Origin of the sequence: Bradyrhizobium sp. SHOUNA76 (assembly GCF_023006445.1) — a bacterium.
Lineage (GTDB): Bacteria > Pseudomonadota > Alphaproteobacteria > Rhizobiales > Xanthobacteraceae > Bradyrhizobium.
On record NZ_JALBHA010000085.1, the window covers coordinates 1 to 16,898 of the forward strand.

Consider the following 16,898-nt stretch of genomic DNA (forward strand, 5'->3'; position numbering starts at 1 on the left):
CTGCGCAAGCTCGTCGACGAGGCGAGGCGCGCCAGCGGCGACAAGGACCGCGAGCGGCAGGCGCGCGAGGCCGCCTACCACTTCATGTCGACGATGGCCGGCAACCTGCCGCAATTCGAGGAAGCTTCGCGGGCGCTGTTCGCTGATGACAGGCGGCGCTTCACCGGACTGATCGCGGACTGGCCGACCGATATCCGCGACCACATCGTCAAGCTCGCCTACAGCGACCGCGCTTAAACCGCGCGGCACTTCTCAACCTCATCGACGGCCGAGCCGCGCACCTTGCGCGGCAACGGCTTCGCACGCCCTGACGAAAGACAGATCCATGCCCACCACCAAACCGCTCTGGACGCCGTTCCTCCGCTTCCTCGCCCCGCTGATGCTGAGCAACGCGCTGCAATCGCTGTTCGGCACCGTCAGCAACGTCTATCTCGGCCAGATGCTCGGCGTCGACGCGCTGGCGGCCGTCTCGGTGTTCTTCCCGGTGATGTTCTTCCTGTTCGCCTTCGTCATGGGCCTCAGCACCGGCGCGACCGTGCTGATCGGTCAGGCCTTTGGCGCGCGCGAGCACGACAAGATCAGAAGCGTCGTGGGTACGACGCTTGCGATCGGCCTTCTGCTCTCCAGTTCGGTTGCGCTGGTCGGCGGACTCTTCAGCCGTCAACTGATGATGGCACTCGCCACGCCCACAGACATTCTCGCCCCTGCCAGCGCCTATGCGCGGATCATGCTGCTCACCATGCCGCTTGGCTTCGTCTTCCTGCTGATGACGGCGATGGTCCGCGGCGTCGGCGACGCGCTCACGCCGCTGCTGGCGCTGGCGTTGTCGACCGCGATCGGCCTGATCCTGACACCGCTTCTGATCCGCGGGTCGTTCGGATTGCCGGCAGCCGGCATCACCAGTCCGGCATGGGCGGCAGCGATCTCGAACGCGGTCACGTTGATCGCGCTGGCGCTCTATCTGCTGCGGAAGAAGCACGCGCTCGCACCGGACGCGGCGCTGCTGCGTCACCTGCGGCTCAACGGCGCCATGCTCGGAAGGATTCTCGGCATCGGATTGCCGAGCGCCGTCGGCATGGTGGTGATGGCGATCGCGGAGCTGGTCCTGCTCGGCCTCGTCAACGGCTTTGGGTCGGACGCCACTGCGGCCTATGGCGCCGTCAATCAGGTGATGGGCTACACGCAGTTCACGGCGATGTCGATTTCGATCGCGGTCTCGATCCTCGGCGCGCAGGCGGTCGGCAGCGGCGACAGAGCCCGGCTCGAGGGCATCGTGCGGGTCGGGCTCGCTTTCAACTTCGTCCTGACCGGCGGGCTCGTGGCGCTGATCTATCTCGCCCCGCGCGCCATCCTCGGCATCTTCATCACCGACGCCGCCGTGCTCGATCTGGCGAGAGGCCTGCTCGACATCGCCCTGTGGAGCTCGGTACCGTTTGGCCTCGCCACGGTGTTCTCCGGAGCCATGCGCGCGGCCGGCGTCGCGTTGACGCCGATGCTGCTCTCGATCGTCGCGATCGTCGCGATCGAGCTGCCTGCCGCGGTGATCCTGAGCCGCACGATCGGCCTTGCGGGCGTATGGGCCGCTTATCCCATCGTGTTCTGCGCCATGTTCGTTTTGCAGATGGGCTATTACTTCCTGGTGTGGCGCAAGCGAGCGATCCGGCGTCAGGTCTGACCGTCTATGTATTACGATCGTCATTAAGCGGTGGACCTGTGGCGTATGCTGCGCCACAATGCGCGAAAGAGAAGCCAGGGAGACCGAATTTGACCCGCACTGCCCCGCAATTCCTGTTCGATTTCGGCAGCCCGAACGCCTATCTCAGCCATCTCGCGATTCCCGCGATCGAGCAGCGCATCGGCGTCAAGTTCGAATACGTCCCGATCCTGCTCGGCGGCATCTTCAAATCGACCAACAACAAGTCGCCGGCCGAGACCCTCGCCGGGATCAAGAACAAGCGCGAATTCCACGCGGTCGAGACCGAGCGTTTCGTCAAGCGCTTCAAGGTCCAGCCTTACGTCATGAACCCCTTCTTCCCGGTCAATACGCTGAACCTGATGCGCACGGCGATCGCCGCGCAGCTCGAGGGTGTGTTCGAGCCCTATGTCGAGGCCGCCTTCCACCACATGTGGCGCGAGCCGAAGAAGATGGACGATCCCGAAATCGCGGCGAAGGCGCTGGCGTCCTCCGGCCTCGATGCGCAAAAGCTGTTCGCCCGCGCCGGGGAACCCGAGGTGAAGGGCAAGCTGATCAAGAACACCGAGGAGGCTGTGGCCCGCGGCGCGTTCGGCTCGCCGACCTTCTTCGTCGGCACTGAGATGTTCTTCGGCAAGGAGCAGTTGCGCGAGGTCGAGGAAATGGTGTTGGAGAAGGGCGAATAGTGAATGGCGAATAGCGAGTAGTGGAAACGTTACTCGCATTTCATGGCGTGCTACCCTATTCGCTACTCCCTATTCGCCATTCGCGTCTATTTGAAGAGCAACAACTGTGGAGCACCCCATGCGTATCCTCGTGGTCGGCGCCGGCGCCATCGGCGGCTATTTTGGTGGCAGGCTGTTGCAGGCCGGCCGCGACGTCACCTTCCTGGTCCGTCCGAAGCGCGCCAGCGAACTCGCCAGTGCCGGCCTCGTCATCAAGAGCCCGAACGGCGATGTGACCTTGAAGAATCCGCCGACCGTGCAGGCCACCGCGCTCAAGGACAAGTTCGACGTCGTACTTCTGAGCTGCAAGGCGTTCGACCTCGAGGACGCCATCAAATCGTTTGCCGCCGCGGTCGGGCCTGACACGGCGATCATCCCGATGCTCAACGGCATGCACCATCTCGACACGCTGGATGCCGAGTTCGGCAAGGAGCGCGTGCTCGGCGGGCTCTGCGCCATCGCCGCGACCTTGAACGACAAGCGCGAGGTGGTGCAGTTGCAGCCGATGCAGTCGATCAGTTATGGCGAGCGCGACGGCAAGCTCTCGGATCGCATCAAGGCCATCGACGAGGCCTTCAAGAGCGGCATCAACGGCGCCAGCGCCAGCCAGAACATCATGCAGGACATGTGGGAGAAGTGGGTATTCCTCTCCTCGCTCGCGGCGTCGACCAGCCTGATGCGCACCTCTGTCGGCAACATCCTTGCAGCTCCTGGCGGACGGGATTTCCTGCTCGGCATGCTGGATGAGACCAGCGCGATCGCCGCCGCGTCGGGATATACGCCGGGCGGGCCGTTCTTCGAACGCGTCAAGGGTCTGCTCACCACCGAGGGCTCGCCGATGACGGCCTCGATGTTCCGCGACGTCAAGGCCGGCCTGCCGGTCGAAGCCGATCACGTCATCGGCGACCTCATCGCGCGTGCTGACGCTGCCAAGGTGCCGGTGCCGAAGCTGCGCATCGCCTACACGCATTTGAAGGCGTATGAGAAGCAGCGGGCTAGTTAACCACACGCCCCGTTTGTCGTCCCCGGGGCGCGCATAGCGCGAACCCGGGACGACAGCGGGTTTGTGGAGACAGCACCACGGCTACTTCAAATGCGCGAGATAGTGCGAGACGGCCGTGATTTCCTCGTCGCTCATGTGATAGGCGACATCGGCCATCGCGGCGACGCCACCGCCGACGCGCTGGCCCGCCTTGTAGTCGTGCAGTGCCTTGACCAGATATTCCTCGCGCTGGCCGGCAAGTCGCGCAACTCCCTTGGTGCCGGCATAGCTATCGGTATGGCATGAGGCGCAGCGGCGCCCGGCGGCAACTTGCGCACCCTTCTTCGACAGGTCCGGATCACCGTCTTCCGATCCCTTCGGCGGCGTCAACGAGGCGAAATAAGCGCCGAAGTTGCGGATGTCCTCGTTGGTGATCTCCTCCACGATCGGCTGCATCTGGTCGTTCTTGCGCGAGCCCGCGCGGAAGAACACGAGCTGCCACTGGATGAACTGATCGGGCTGACCGGCGAGCGAGGGGACGTTCTCCGTCTGCGAAATGCCGTTCTCGCCGTGACAACCGGAGCAGACTGAAGCCTTCTCCTTGATCGCGGCATTGTCGGCGGCCTGAGCCGGGATAGATGCGAGCAGAAGCGCCGCAGGCAGAATTCCGAACCGAACGACGCGCATCGCTGATTTCTCCGACTGTCATTGCCGGGCTTGACCCGGCAATCCATCTCTTTTGCAAAGTTTCTCGTTTGATGGATGCCCGGATCAAGTCCGGGCATGACGAACGTGTTCCATCGCAAGTCTGTCGCAAGCAAAAGAGGCTGCAGCCGTCACCCGGCCGCAGCCTCTTCGTAACGTCGCGCTACTTCTTGCTGTAGCTGATGCGATAGATCGCGCCGGCCCAGTCATCGGCGACGAGGATCGAGCCGTCCTTGGCGAGAAGGATGTCGTTGGGACGGCCGAGATAGCCCTGGTCTCCCTCGATCCAGCCGGAGGCGAACACCTCCTGCTTGGCGTTCTTCCCGTCGGGCCCGGCGATCACGCGCATGATGCGCGCGCCCTGGTACTTGTGGCGATTCCAGGAGCCGTGCTCGGCGATCAGGATGTTGTTCTTGTACTCGGCGGGAAACTGGTCGCCGGTATAGAACTTCATGCCGAGCGGGGCGACATGCGCGCCGAGGTTCAACACCGGCGGCGTGAACTCGGAGCATTTGTGGCCCATGGCGAACTTGTCGTCAGGCAGGTTGCCCTGGTGACAGTAGGGATAGCCGAAATGCTCGCCGATCCGATTGATCATGTTCAGCTTGTCCGAGGGCAGATCATCGCTGATCCAATCGCGGGCGTTTTCGGTGAACCAAAGCTTGCCGGTGCGCGGATCGACGTCGCCGCCGACCGAGTTGCGAACGCCGAGCGCCCAGATCTCCGCGTTGCCGGTCTTGGGATCGACGCGCCGGATCTGCGACACGCTGGTCGGGGGGATGCCGATATTGAAGGGGGGTCCAAACGGGAGGAAGAACCAGCCTTCCTTGTCGACCGCGATGTACTTCCAGCCATGCGCGGCATAGGACGGCATGTCGTCATAGACGACCTTGCCGTCGCCGAGCTTGTCGAGATTGGCTTCCGCATTGTCGTAGCGGATCAGCTTGTCGACGGCGATGACGTAGAGCGCGCCGTCCTTGAAGGCGAGACCGGTGGGCATGTTGAGGCCCTTGAGAACGGTCTTGACCTCTTTCTTCCCGCCATTGTCCTTGATGGCATAGACGTTGCCGAGGCCGAACGAGCCGACGAACAGCGTGCCCTTGTCACCCCAGGCCATCTGCCGCGCGGCCAGCACGCCGGAGGCATAGACCTCGATCTTGAAGCCCGGCGGCAGCTTGATCTTCTTGACGATGTTGGCGAGCTCGGCATCGGAGGCGCCGGTCGGCGGGCCCGACGGCGGCGCGAGGCCCTTCTGCGCCTCGGTCTCGTCGCCGAGGAACCAGTCATCCGGCGGATGGGTCCAGAACTCCTTGGTACCGGATTCGTATTTCTTCAGCGGCTTGTTCTTGTCCTGCTGCTGCGCGTTGCCGGCACTTGTCCCTGCAAGAAAGGCAACCGCTGCAAGCGCCAGGACGGATTGAAAGACGGATCGATGGAATTTCATCGCGTCACTCCCCTAAGGCAGCCGTCAGGGCTGCGCATTATTTTATCTTGCTAGTCGAGAGGCGAAGTTTGGGTCTGCCGAGAAGCAGACGCAAAAAGGCTAGCACATCTGCGAGCGGTGAGAAGGGCATCGCCTGCGCTGCGGTTGCGCTCAATAAAAATTGAGACGGAATGTCAACGAGGGCAAACGCGGCGGCGACAGCGCTCTCGCTGCAACGCGGAATCAAATCGGCGCGCGCCTCATTCGCGGGCAGGATCGAGGGGGCGGGCAACACAAAACGCGAAAACAACCCCATGCAAAGTAGAACGGCGCAAGTCGCGCCGCTCGTGGTGACGCCGGTCAGACATTTGACCTGTCGAGCAAATTAGCGAACGCGACGCTCAACCGGCGACGGGGTAGGGGCCGTCGTCAAACACCGTGTCATGATAGCCTTTCGAGCCGATCTCGTGCGCCAACACGCTGCGAAAATCGCGGCCCTCGCGCAGGCTCCTCAGGACATGCGCGAAGTTGAATTCAGGCTGCCAGCCCAGTTCGCGCCGTGCGCGTTCGTTGACATAGACACGGTCGATCTCGGGGAAGAGGTTCCAGCCGCACGCCGCATAGAGCTCCGCGCAGTCCGGATAAAGCTCGCGCACGACACCGGCCGCATCGCGCGCAAGTGCCGCGAGGTGGCACGGCTCGAATGGGCTCGTGGCCGAGACGATGTAGCGGGCGAAGCCGATCTTCGGGGCGCGTTCGGCGGCGAGCAGATGGGCGCTCACCGCGTCCGCGATATCGAGCCGGCGATAGAGCAGCTCGTTGGCCTGCGCGTTCTCAGTCGTGTAAGCCGACCGCATCGCGGGATCATCGTCGGCTTCCGGAAAGAAGCGCGAGGTCCGCAAGACCACGACCGGCAGGCCGCGCTCGCGATAGCACAGCTCGCAGAGGGTCTCGGCCATCAGCTTGGTGGTGCCGTAGATGTTCTTCGGCACCGGCGGCAAATCTTCGGTGACCCGCACGGCCGCCTGCCCCGCCTCAGGGCGAAGCTGCGAGCCAAACGCGCTGGTGGTGCTGGTGAAGACGAAGCTCGTCACGCCGGCGGCCACTGCCGCCTCGAGCAAATTGAGCGTGCCTGATACGTTGGTGTCGACGAAATCCTGCTTGGAGTGGGTCGCCACATGCGGCTTGTGCAGCGTCGCGGTGTGGATGACGGCCGAGACGCCAGCCATCTGGCGCCGCACGAAGCCGGGATCGACGATCGATCCGACCGCGTCGGTGTAGGGCGACGGCTTCAGATCGACCCCGCGTGCGGGCGAACCGCGCGTCCGCAACGTCCGCAGAATGGCCTCGCCGAGGTGACCCGCGCTACCGGTGACCAGGATTGTCATTGCGAACCCAAGAGAGCCGCCAGCGGCGTGGAGAACCACGCTTCTGTTCGGACCGGCTGGATGCTCTGGGAAAAATTGGAGCGGGCGAAGGGGCTCGAACCCTCGACCCCGACCTTGGCAAGGTCGTGCTCTACCACTGAGCTACACCCGCATCCTGTGTCGGTCGCGTGACGCGCCGGCAACGGCTGTCGTATGCCAAAAGCGGGAGGGGAATGCAACAGCTACCGGCGGCATCAATTCGCATTTGGAGGCCCCATATGGGCCCCGGATGCGACTAAATCACCCAAAAAGGCGCCGGAACCGCCGAATCGGTCGCGGTGGATTGAAATTCGGCCCAATCGGCCCAATTTAGGAGCCAACAACGAGCATAGGAAGTGGCGGCATGCTAAAGACCCGCCATTCCGGACATCAGACGAGGGGATCCCGTGACGATCATCGACCAGGGTAACGGAGCGGCGGGCCCGGCTGCGGCCGACCTGATCAAGGACACCACCACCCAGACCTTCGTGAAGGACGTCATCGAGGAATCGAAGCGCCAGCCGGTGCTGATCGATTTCTGGGCGGAGTGGTGCGGCCCCTGCAAGCAGCTCACCCCCTTGCTGGAAAAGGCGGTCAAGGCAGCCAAGGGCAAGGTCAAGCTGGTCAAGATGAACATCGACCAGCACCCCGCGATCCCTGGCCAGATGGGCATCCAGTCGATCCCGGCCGTGATCGCCTTCGTCAACGGCCAGCCGGCCGACGGTTTCATGGGCGCGGTGCCCGAGAGCCAGCTCAACGCCTTCATCGAAAAGCTGACCAAAGGCGTGACCGCGCCGGGTGAGCCAAATATTGCTGAAATCCTGCAAGAGGCCGAGGCCGTACTCGCCGAGGGCGACGCCGCAGCCGCCGCGCAGATCTATGCGGAGGTGCTTCAGCACGATTCGACCAACATCGCGGCGCTTGCCGGACTCGCAAAATGCTACGCCGTCTCCGGCGCGATGGAGCAGGCCAAGCAGACGCTGGCCATGGTCCCGGAATCCAAGCGCAACGATCCCGCGGTGAAGGCCGTGCAGACCGCGATCGATCTCGCCGAGCAGGCCCAATCGCTCGGGCCGGTCGCGGAGCTGGAACAGAAAGTCGCCGCAAACCCGCTCGATCATCAGGCCCGATTCGACCTGGCGACCGCGCTCAACGCGCAAGGCGACCGCGCCGCAGCCACCGCGCAGCTGCTCGAGATCGTCAAGCGTGACCGCAAATGGAACGACGACGGCGCCCGCAAGCAGCTGGTGCAGTTCTTCGAGGCCTGGGGCGGCACGGATGATGCAACCGTCGAGGGACGCAAGCGTTTGTCGACGATCCTGTTTTCGTAAGCCGCGCTGGCAAGGCCAGGGGGACCGGGCAGATGCCGATCAACATCGAATATCGCGGACCCGCCGACCTCCCGGAGATCATTCCGGTCTTTCCGCTGCCGGGCGCACTGCTGCTGCCCCGCGGCCAGATGCCGCTCAACATCTTCGAGCCGCGCTACCTTGCGATGGTCGATGATTCCTTCCGCGATGGCCATCGCCTGATCGGCATGATCCAGCCTGACGTCGCGCACTCGCCGAAAAATTCGGACAAGCCGACGCTGTTCAGCGTCGGCTGTGTCGGCCGCATCACCCAGCTCGCCGAATCCGGCGACGGCCGCTACATCCTCGAGCTCACCGGCGTCTCGCGCTTCAAGGTGGTCGAGGAGCTCGAAGTGCTCACCGCCTACCGACAGTGCAAGGTGGATTTCTTCGCCTTCGTCGACGACTTCACCGCCCGCACGGGCGAGGACCAGGTCGACCGCGAGGCGCTGCTGGCCGTACTGGCAGACTTCCTGAAGGCCAATAATCTCAAGGTCGACTGGGAGGGCGTCGAAAGCGCGCCCAACGAAGCGCTCGTCAATGCGCTGGCGATGATGTCGCCCTATGGCCCCGCGGAGAAGCAGGCCATGCTGGAGGCGCCTGACCTGAAGACCCGCGCCGAGATTCTGATCGCCGTCACGGAGATGGACCTCGCCAAGAAGCGCACCAGCGGCGATCCGCCCCTGCAGTGAGGGTCCGAATGCTCAGGCGGCGCGGACCACCGCTCCGGCACCTCGCCGCAGCATTCTGGCGACGTCGGATGCGGGCATCGGCCGGCTGAAATAGTAGCCTTGCGTTTCGACGCACCCCTCTTCGCGAAGAATGTCGAGCTGCTCCTTCGTTTCGACGCCTTCGGCGGTCGTGGTCTTGCCGAGACTGACCGCGAAACGAACTACTGCCCGCGCGAGATGGTGCGCCTCTGCCCTCGCGCTGGAGAGTTCGTTGACGAAACTGCGGTCGATCTTGATCTTGTCGAACGAGAACCTCTGCAGAAAGCTCAGCGATGAATAGCCCGTGCCGAAATCGTCCAGGGCTACTCGCACACCGAGCTCGCGCAATTGACCGAGGACGGCGAAAACAGCTTCGCTGTCATGCATGATCACCGTCTCGGTGACCTCGAGCTCGAGCCTGTGCGGCGCAACTCCCGAACTCGCCAAGGCGCCGACAATGACCGGAACAAGCTCCTTGCTCTTGAACTGAGCGGGAGACAGGTTGATCGCGATCCTGACATGCGCAGGCCATTTGGCGGCTTCCGCACAGGCGGTCATCAAGACCCATTCTCCGAGCGGAACGATCAAGCCGGTCTCCTCCGCAAGCGGGATGAATTCGCCCGGCATGACAAGGCCTCGCTGCGGATGATGCCAGCGGAGCAAGGCTTCGAAGCCGCTGGTCTTGCCGGTCGCGGCGCTGACGAACGGCTGGTAGTGGAGTTCGAATTGGCCGCCGGCAAGCGCATCCCGCATGTCGCGCTCCAGGTTGCGGCGCGCATGCATCAGCTCGTCGAGCTCCGGCTCGAAGAAACGGAATGCACCGCGTCCACCACTCTTGGCCGAGTAGAGGGCGAGATCCGCGCTCTTCATGATCACGTCGGAATCATTGCCGTCGCGCGGCGCGATGGCAATGCCGATGCTGGTGCCCACCGTGACCCGGTGATCGCCGAGATCGAACGGCTCGCAAAGCGCCTTCCTGATGTTCTCGGCAAGGGCGGCGGCCTCCACGGCCGGGCTGGTCACGTAATCGATCACCGCGAACTCATCGCCGCCCAGGCGAGCGATCAATGCGGTTTCCGTGGTGCATTCGCGCAGACGCGCAGCAACGGCGCGCAGCAGGGAATCGCCCGCCGGATGTCCAAGCGTGTCGTTGACTTCCTTGAACCGATCGAGGTCGAGCATGAGCACGGCCAGATCGAGGCCGCCGTTGCGTGTAACCGCAATGGCATGCTCCATGCGCTCTCTGAGCAGCACGCGATTTGGCAGATCGGTCAGCGCATCGTGTTGCGCCATATGAATGATCTTGGCCTCGGACCGGCGTTGCTCGGTCACATCGAGATGCGTGGCGACCCATCCACCGCCGGGCATCGGCTGTCGCGTCACGCCGATCAACCGACCATCCGAAAACTCGTCGATCCTGCTCGAGACAACATCGTACGGCAACGCGGCCAGTTTCGAGATGAATTGCCCGGCAGCGCCCTCGCTGGTGTCGCCCTTGAGGATGCCGTTCACGACGCGATGCTTGATGATGTCGGCGTGGGGTGTCCCCGTCTTCAGCAATTCCGGCGGCAGCCGATAGAGCAGGGCATAACGCTCGTTGCAGACGACGAGCCGCTTATCGGCGTCAAACATGCAAAGGCCCTCGACCATGTTGTTGATGGCCGTGTCGAGCCTGATCTTCTGGTCCTGGATTTCCTTTTGTGAATCTTCCACCTGTTGCCTGGTAAGCGAAAGCTCCCTGATGATTTCCTCGAACCGCCTGGTCCTGGTCGCAAGCCGGCGATCCGCCAGCACGCCGACAAAACTCATTCCGAGCACTGACAGAGCCACGCCCGCAATTGCCACGGCGAGGAAGGCGGGAGAAAGCGACAGGGCATCGCTTGTCAGCGTCGGGTCTGGAACAATCTGCACGGCCCCCATAGCCGTAAAATGATGCGACACAATGGCGAGCGTCAGCAGCAGCGCCGCGACGAAGGTCCCCCACCTGTCCTTGCGGCCCAGGGCGACCGCAAGTGCGGCGTAGCCCAGGACCATGCCAAGGATGATCGAGACGAACACCAGCTCCGGCGACCAAGTCACGCGACCGGGCACTTCGAGGGCCCACATGCCCAGATAGTGCATGCTCGCAATACCGGCGCCGATGATGCCGCCCCCGGCAGCCGCCCGCCAGCGGCCGGAGCTACCAACGGCAACGCCAAAACCGCCTGACGTCAGGATCATCGCCGCGGCGAGCGACACAGCCGTCAGAGCGATGCCATAGCCGGTTGAGACGCCGGGCTCGTAGGCGAGCATTGCGACAAAATGCGTTGCCCAGATTCCATAACCGATGGCGGCGCCGGCGATCGCAATCCAGATCAGCCGCGCCCAGGCGCGCGAGGCGATCGCCCGATGAAAGATGCTGACGGCTACAATGCTTGCGGCGAAGCAAACCAGACCAGCGAGTATGACAAGCCGCCAATCATGCTCTGCCGTGAGGCAGGTAAAGACGCGGAACATCGAAATCGCCTCCCCTCGTCAATAACTTCGACGATTGATTCTATCGGCTTTCTTCGCGTTAATTTTCTGCAATTCTCGGTTGCATACCTACCGGGAGGTAAATAGCACGTCTCAAATGCGGAATTCTGCGGTAGTCCTGTGCGGGCGAAGGGTTCTCGTCCCGTGAAACTACGCGGATGAGCGAGCCCGCCGCTGCATCGGTTCGAATCAAACTGATCCTGCTCAGGGGCGATTGCGAATGTGCTTGCGGCCGGTGAGCATTGCGCGGATCAGATTCTCGCGCTGGAGAATCCCCATCAGCGGCACGCCGAGCACGTGCAGCACGACCAGGACGATGACCGCATCCGACGAATAATGGTGGGTGTCCTCGACCCACCAGACGCCGAAGAACGTGACGGTCACCGACATCGCGCCCGTGATCGTCGAGACCGCGAGCGAGACCAGCAGCGCCACCAGCATCACGGTGCCGGCGGGATTGAGTCCGATATAGCGGCCGGTGATGCCGCGGCGCAGGTTCCAGAGATAGCCCGGCGCGGCCCGGAGCCTGACCCTGATCATGCGGAAGCGCGAATAGCGGCTTCCCCAAAAGCCCCAGGCCAAACGGAAGGCCAGAAGCACGAGCACCGCATAGCCGACGATGCGGTGAAGCCGATCATAGACGGTGGGCGTGAACCATGCGGCCAGAACGCACGCCGCGAGGGCCCAGTGCCAGAGGCGCAGCGGGAGATCCCAGACTGCGACCGTCCGCGGGGTCGCTCGATCCGCGGGGGTCCTGTCGGACACCCCGCGCGCTGCTGGCATCGCTTCTTCAATCAAGCAAAGACCATCCTCGAGCCCTGCTTTGCGCAGATCACGTCGCGCAATCTACTTCACGCCCTACTTAGCGCTTTACTTGGCGATCGTGTGCTTCAGGCTGAGATCTTCGGGGCTGTAGAACAGCTCGTAGAGCTTGCCTTCCTTGACGCCATAGACCTCGTAGCACGAACCTTCGATCTTGGAGCGCCGCACTTCATAACCGAGCGCCTTGGCCTTGGCTTCGGCCTCGCTGGCCGGCTTCCACGACGCCTTGTCGAGCTTGGTGCAGTCCTTGAATCCGTCGGCCATGGCCGCCGACCCCATGCCCATCCCAACCGTCAGTGCAATGGCAACAACACGAATGACCTTCACGAACGTCTCCTCCTTTGTCGTGCGCGCTACGCGAGCCGCGAAGCGGAACTGAAGGAAGCAAAGGTGATGATGAAGTCAATCCGGTACGAGGCCATTCGTATTTAGAGTTGTTCTAACGATTGTCAAAAGATCAGCGCTCTCCGCATGCAGCATGCATTCGCGGGATCGCTGCGGCCTTACGCCTCACGGACCGGGAGAACCGCCGATCTCGCCAATCGCGCTAGGCCGCACTTTGCATTCCCGGATAGTTGCGCTGCAGCCAGTCCGCCCAGCGGAGACGTCCGCGCACGCCCTGGCTCACGACAAGGCCCATGCCGCGCGCATTCGCCTCGGACAGGCCGATTGCCAGGATTTTCCGGTGCAGTCTCCTTGCATCCTGGTATTGGCGGGCGAAGGCAACGAGATCGAGAGCTTCGGGGCCGCCGATCTCCGCACGCACGCCACGTTGCCCGTCGAACGCGCAAGACAGAACGTGATCGGCGACATCCGACGTATCGACGGGGTCGAACAGCGTCGTCGGCACCGGCCACACCGGAAGCCAGGCCGGGCCCGACAGCAACTTGTCCAGCAGGTAATAGAACGGCATCGCGCGAACAATGGACCAGGGTAAAGCTGAGGCACGCACCAGTCGCTCGCCGGCGAGCTTGACCCGCGCGTAGGGCAGGGTCGCCTGATCGAGGCCGACGATCGAGACGTGCAGGAAGTGCTGCACCTCGGCTTCCCCGCAGAGCGACAGCAGCCGCTCCGTTCCCTCGACGTCCACGGCGGAGGGCGATCTGAAAATATCGATCGGACGAACGCCGCCGCGCCGAGCGATCGGAGAATCCGTCGCCGCATTGATCACCGTATCGACGTCACGCAGAGCTTCGCGCAACCCGGCGCCCGTAGCGAGATCGCCGGCAGCCCATTCGACGTCCGATCGCATGCCTGGCGATCGCGCAAACACCCGGACCCGACGTCCGTCGCGAACCAAGCGATCGACGATGTCCCGGCCAAGATGACCTGTGCCCCCGGTGACGAGTGTCAGGGTCACGCGAGACTCCATCTTGGTGCACGATGTTCGAGATTGCTCCTGACCGCTTCGACATGATTGACAGTTCCAAGCAGCGCCGCCTGTTCGGCAGTCTCCGCGGCGAGACCGGATGCCACGTCGCAAGTTGCGGAGAGGTTGAGCAGTCGCTTGGCGGCACGGATCGCACCGGGGCTGCGGCCCGCAATTTCGCGCGCCGTTGCCAGCGCGGCGGCCACGGGGTCATCGGCAAGCCGCGTCGCGAAGCCGTAGGCGAGCGCTTCATCGGCCGAAAAAACACGCCCGGTGTAGATCAGCTCTCGCACCACATCCTCATGCGCGAGATGGCGCATCAATTGCGTGCCGCACATGTCAGGCACCAGGCCCCATTTCGTCTCGATGACCGCGAGCTTCGTATCGGGCGCGAGATAGCGCAGGTCGGCGCCGAGCGCGAGTTGGAAGCCACCGCCGAAGGCAACGCCGTGGACCGCGGCAATCACGGGTATCGGCAGTTCGCGCCAGAGCCAGACAATGTGCTGCGCGAAGTTTGCGATGCCGTGGGTCCGGCGCGTCAGATCCGCAGTCGGAAGCAGCGGTTCGCCATTTGCAGCCGCCAGCAGGCGGTCGACATCGAGGCCGGCGCAGAAGGCACGACCTTCACCGGATAGCACGACGGCTCGAATTTCCGGGCTGTCGCGAAGGTCCGCGCCGGCTTCGGCAATTGCCTCGAACATCGCGGGATCGAGCGCATTCATCTTGTCCGGTCGGCTCAAGCGGACGTGCGCCACCTCATTCTCGACAGTCACACGGACGCGATCGGTCATCGTGCGCCTCCTTTGGATTGCATCGGCGGGTTCAGTATCCGGCGACCGCCAGCGCGACCACGGCGGTGAGGGCCTTCCAGCCAAAGCCACGTCCGCGCGACCACCAGGCGTTGGCGATGGCGGCAAAGCCGTAGACGGCGACGATGGTCGCCACGATCCAGTGCCGCGCGCTGTCCGATCCCAACATTGGCGCCGCAAGCAGGAGCACGCCGCCGCCGATCCAGGCAACCGTACCGGCCTGCCAGACGAGCCGGATCAGCATGCGCAGGCGTTCCGGGGTGATGGTCGCTTTGGCGAACACCTTGGTTTCGCCCAGCACGCCATGGATCAGGGCGACCACGATTCCGGCGACGCCGGCACATTGCAGCAGCAGATCACGCATCAGCAGACCTCGCCTCCTCCATCTATACAGTACTGTATGGAGAGATGGGCGCTGGCCCACCGCCTGTCAATACACTAGTGTATGGTAGCCCCTGGGAACCCGACATGACCGAACAGCTCTCCGCCGACGACTGGATCAGGGAAGGTCTGAAGGCGCTCGCCAAAAATGGCTTCACCGCGCTCAAGGCCGATCCGCTGGCAAAGGCCATGGGCGTGTCGCGCGGCAGCTTCTATTGGCATTTCGCCGATCTCGGGGCATTCCACGCCGGAGTGCTGAAGCGCTGGCGCGAGATCGCGGCCGAGCAGATCATCGCCGATGTCGAGGCCGCCAGCGATGAGCCGCTGAAGGCGCTGCTGCGCAGGACGTTCGGCGCCCGGCTCGATCTCGAACGGGCGGTGCGCAATTGGGCGGCCTTCGATGCGGCGGCACAAGGGGCCGTGCGCGCAATCGATCGCCGCAGGCTCGACTATATTGAGGGGCTGCTGGAGAAACGCGCGCTCCCTCCGGCAACCGCGCAGGCCCGCGCGCAGATCCTGTACTGGGCATTTCTCGGCTTCGCCCTGTCAGGCGCGCCGGTGCCGGCGGCACGGCTCCAGGCCCTGCTCGACGAGGTCTTAACGATGGTCTCCGCTTGAGCTCGCGATGGGCGGACGCGAATTTCTATGCTAGAGGCAACCGATTGCCGGAGACCCCAATGAACGCGCCCACCGACCGTCCCGAAGCCAGCGTCGATCCCAAATTGCTGGAGATTCTCGTCTGCCCGCTGACCAAGGGCCCGCTGGAGTTCGATGCTGCAAAGCAGGAACTGATCTCGCGCAGCGCCAAGCTCGCTTATCCGATCCGTGACGGCATCCCGATCATGCTGCCGGAAGAGGCGCGCAAGATCGATTGAGAAAGGGCGAGTGGGGAGTAGCGAATAGCGAATGGACTCCTCGCTACTCGCCACTCCCTACTCGCTCCTCACAACGCCTCGCCCTTCAATAGCCGCGGCACCTCGCCCGTGAGCCCGGCGGCCTGGCGGATGAAGAGGTTCTTCAGCGGCGGGGCGCGGTCGACAAGGCCGAGGCCAATGTCGCGGACGGTGCGCAGCAGCGTCGACTGGTTCGAGAACAGGAAGTTCAGCGAATTGGTGGCAACGCCCATCGCCATGGTGTCGAAGCGGCGCCAGCGCTGATAGCGTTCGAGCACGTCGGCCCCGCCGATATCCATGCCGAGCCGCGCGGCATCGACGACGACTTCGGCCAGCGCCGCGACATCCTTCAGGCCCATGTTGAGGCCCTGGCCCGCAATGGGGTGGATGACATGGGCGGCATCGCCAACCAGCGCGAGGCGGGTGGCGATGAAGGAGCGCGCGACGAAATAGGACAGCGGAAACGCGCGCGGCTTGTCGAGCGCCTTCACCTCGCCGAGATGCAGGCCAAAACGCTGCTCGAGCTCGGCGTGAAATTCCTCGTCGCTGAGCGCAACGATGCGCGCGGCCTCGGCTCGGCGCTCGGTCCACACCAGCGACGAGCGTCTTCCCGAGAGCGGCAGGATCGCGAACGGGCCCGCCGGCAGGAAATGCTCCTCGGCGCGGCCCTCGTGATCGCGCTCATGGCCGACGGTGACGACGATGCCGGCTTGGTCATACTCCCAGCCATGGGTCGCGATGCCGGCACGCTCGCGCAGTTTTGACCGCGCGCCGTCGGCGGCGACCAGCAGGCTGGCGGCGATCACGCTGCCGTCGCCTAGCGTCACGTCGATACCCTCGGCGCGCGCATCGTAGGACGCCACGGTGGTGGCACGAAGGTCAATGCCCTCGGCTTCCGCGCGCACCACCAGCGCGTCGATCAGGCGGCGGTTCTCGACCATATGCGCAAAAGGCTCGCCCGGCGCGACATCGCCGGCGAAGTTGAGGAACACCGGACGTGTGGCGTCCTCCAGCTTGGAATCGGTGACGACCATGTCGAGGATCGGCTGCGCCTCGCCCCTGACGTCATCCCAGGCGCCGATCGCCTCGAACAGGCGGCGGCAGGCGGCCACGATCG

Annotated in this window: 18 protein-coding genes and 1 tRNA gene; 8 read left to right on the forward strand and 11 right to left on the reverse strand. The window is 63.8% G+C overall.

Annotated elements, in window-relative coordinates; genetic code table 11:
* The 4 genes from MOV74_RS12800 to panE all read left to right on the forward strand — a co-directional run.
* On the forward strand, nt 1–237 hold a 237-nt coding region (locus MOV74_RS12800), incomplete at its 5' end, for a DUF2239 family protein (protein WP_246922212.1).
* Nucleotides 238–325: 88 nt separating this feature from the next.
* Nucleotides 326–1,675 carry an MATE family efflux transporter gene (locus MOV74_RS12805; RefSeq protein ID WP_246922215.1) on the forward strand — a complete coding sequence of 450 codons (1,350 nt, stop codon included), beginning with the start codon at nt 326–328 and terminating at the stop codon, nt 1,673–1,675.
* 89 nt (nt 1,676–1,764) lie between these two features.
* Entirely contained in the window at nt 1,765–2,379 is a 615-nt protein-coding gene (locus MOV74_RS12810) for a 2-hydroxychromene-2-carboxylate isomerase (RefSeq protein ID WP_246922218.1), read from the forward strand.
* A 118-nt stretch (nt 2,380–2,497) separates the two neighbouring features.
* Nucleotides 2,498–3,421: a 2-dehydropantoate 2-reductase gene (gene panE / locus MOV74_RS12815; RefSeq protein ID WP_246922221.1), complete on the forward strand. Its 924-nt coding sequence runs from the start codon at nt 2,498–2,500 to the stop codon at nt 3,419–3,421.
* Nucleotides 3,422–3,502: 81 nt separating this feature from the next.
* Here the strand turns inward: panE and MOV74_RS12820 are convergent, their stop codons facing one another.
* The 4 genes from MOV74_RS12820 to MOV74_RS12835 form a co-directional block, all read right to left on the reverse strand.
* Complete coding sequence (locus tag MOV74_RS12820; protein ID WP_246922224.1) at nt 3,503–4,087, reverse strand: cytochrome c; 585 nt, start codon at nt 4,085–4,087, stop codon at nt 3,503–3,505.
* A 181-nt stretch (nt 4,088–4,268) separates the two neighbouring features.
* Entirely contained in the window at nt 4,269–5,549 is a 1,281-nt protein-coding gene (locus MOV74_RS12825) for a sorbosone dehydrogenase family protein (protein ID WP_246922227.1), read from the reverse strand.
* 380 nt (nt 5,550–5,929) lie between these two features.
* The gene (locus MOV74_RS12830; protein ID WP_246922229.1) at nt 5,930–6,916 is read right to left on the reverse strand and encodes an NAD(P)-dependent oxidoreductase; all 987 of its coding nucleotides are present in this window, start codon (nt 6,914–6,916) and stop codon (nt 5,930–5,932) included.
* A gap of 76 nt (nt 6,917–6,992) precedes the next feature.
* Nucleotides 6,993–7,067 (reverse strand) — tRNA-Gly (locus MOV74_RS12835).
* A 274-nt stretch (nt 7,068–7,341) separates the two neighbouring features.
* On the opposite strand from MOV74_RS12835, the gene trxA reads away from it, so the two are divergent.
* On the forward strand, nt 7,342–8,265 hold the full coding sequence (trxA, locus tag MOV74_RS12840; protein ID WP_246922231.1) for a thioredoxin: 924 nt from the start codon (nt 7,342–7,344) through the stop codon (nt 8,263–8,265).
* Nucleotides 8,266–8,297: 32 nt separating this feature from the next.
* Nucleotides 8,298–8,975 (forward strand): LON peptidase substrate-binding domain-containing protein, encoded by a 678-nt coding sequence (locus MOV74_RS12845; protein WP_246922232.1) that lies wholly within the window; start codon nt 8,298–8,300, stop codon nt 8,973–8,975.
* Between the two features lie 12 nt (nt 8,976–8,987).
* Here MOV74_RS12845 and MOV74_RS12850 read toward each other — a convergent pair whose 3' ends face one another.
* The 6 genes from MOV74_RS12850 to MOV74_RS12875 form a co-directional block, all read right to left on the reverse strand.
* The gene (locus MOV74_RS12850) at nt 8,988–11,489 is read right to left on the reverse strand and encodes an EAL domain-containing protein (RefSeq protein ID WP_246922233.1); all 2,502 of its coding nucleotides are present in this window, start codon (nt 11,487–11,489) and stop codon (nt 8,988–8,990) included.
* 222 nt (nt 11,490–11,711) lie between these two features.
* A complete protein-coding gene (locus MOV74_RS12855) occupies nt 11,712–12,305 on the reverse strand; it encodes a cytochrome b/b6 domain-containing protein (protein WP_246922235.1) in 594 nt (197 codons plus the stop codon).
* A 72-nt stretch (nt 12,306–12,377) separates the two neighbouring features.
* Nucleotides 12,378–12,656, reverse strand: coding sequence for a PepSY domain-containing protein (locus MOV74_RS12860; RefSeq protein WP_018323571.1), 279 nt, complete (start codon nt 12,654–12,656; stop codon nt 12,378–12,380).
* Nucleotides 12,657–12,876: 220 nt separating this feature from the next.
* Nucleotides 12,877–13,689 (reverse strand): SDR family oxidoreductase, encoded by an 813-nt coding sequence (locus MOV74_RS12865; protein ID WP_246922237.1) that lies wholly within the window; start codon nt 13,687–13,689, stop codon nt 12,877–12,879.
* Nucleotides 13,686–14,489 carry a crotonase/enoyl-CoA hydratase family protein gene (locus MOV74_RS12870; RefSeq protein ID WP_246922239.1) on the reverse strand — a complete coding sequence of 268 codons (804 nt, stop codon included), beginning with the start codon at nt 14,487–14,489 and terminating at the stop codon, nt 13,686–13,688. Before MOV74_RS12870 ends, MOV74_RS12865 begins: the two co-directional genes overlap by 4 nt.
* Before the next feature lie 31 nt (nt 14,490–14,520).
* Complete coding sequence (locus MOV74_RS12875) at nt 14,521–14,871, reverse strand: hypothetical protein (protein ID WP_246922241.1); 351 nt, start codon at nt 14,869–14,871, stop codon at nt 14,521–14,523.
* A gap of 104 nt (nt 14,872–14,975) precedes the next feature.
* Here MOV74_RS12875 and MOV74_RS12880 point away from each other — a divergent pair, with 104 nt between their 5' ends.
* On the forward strand, nt 14,976–15,506 hold the full coding sequence (locus tag MOV74_RS12880; RefSeq protein WP_246922244.1) for a TetR/AcrR family transcriptional regulator: 531 nt from the start codon (nt 14,976–14,978) through the stop codon (nt 15,504–15,506).
* A 59-nt stretch (nt 15,507–15,565) separates the two neighbouring features.
* Nucleotides 15,566–15,763 (forward strand): Trm112 family protein, encoded by a 198-nt coding sequence (locus MOV74_RS12885; RefSeq protein WP_246922246.1) that lies wholly within the window; start codon nt 15,566–15,568, stop codon nt 15,761–15,763.
* A gap of 68 nt (nt 15,764–15,831) precedes the next feature.
* On the opposite strand, the gene MOV74_RS12890 is transcribed toward MOV74_RS12885, so the two are convergent.
* On the reverse strand, nt 15,832–16,898 hold a 1,067-nt coding region (locus MOV74_RS12890; RefSeq protein WP_246922248.1), incomplete at its 5' end, for a ubiquinone biosynthesis hydroxylase.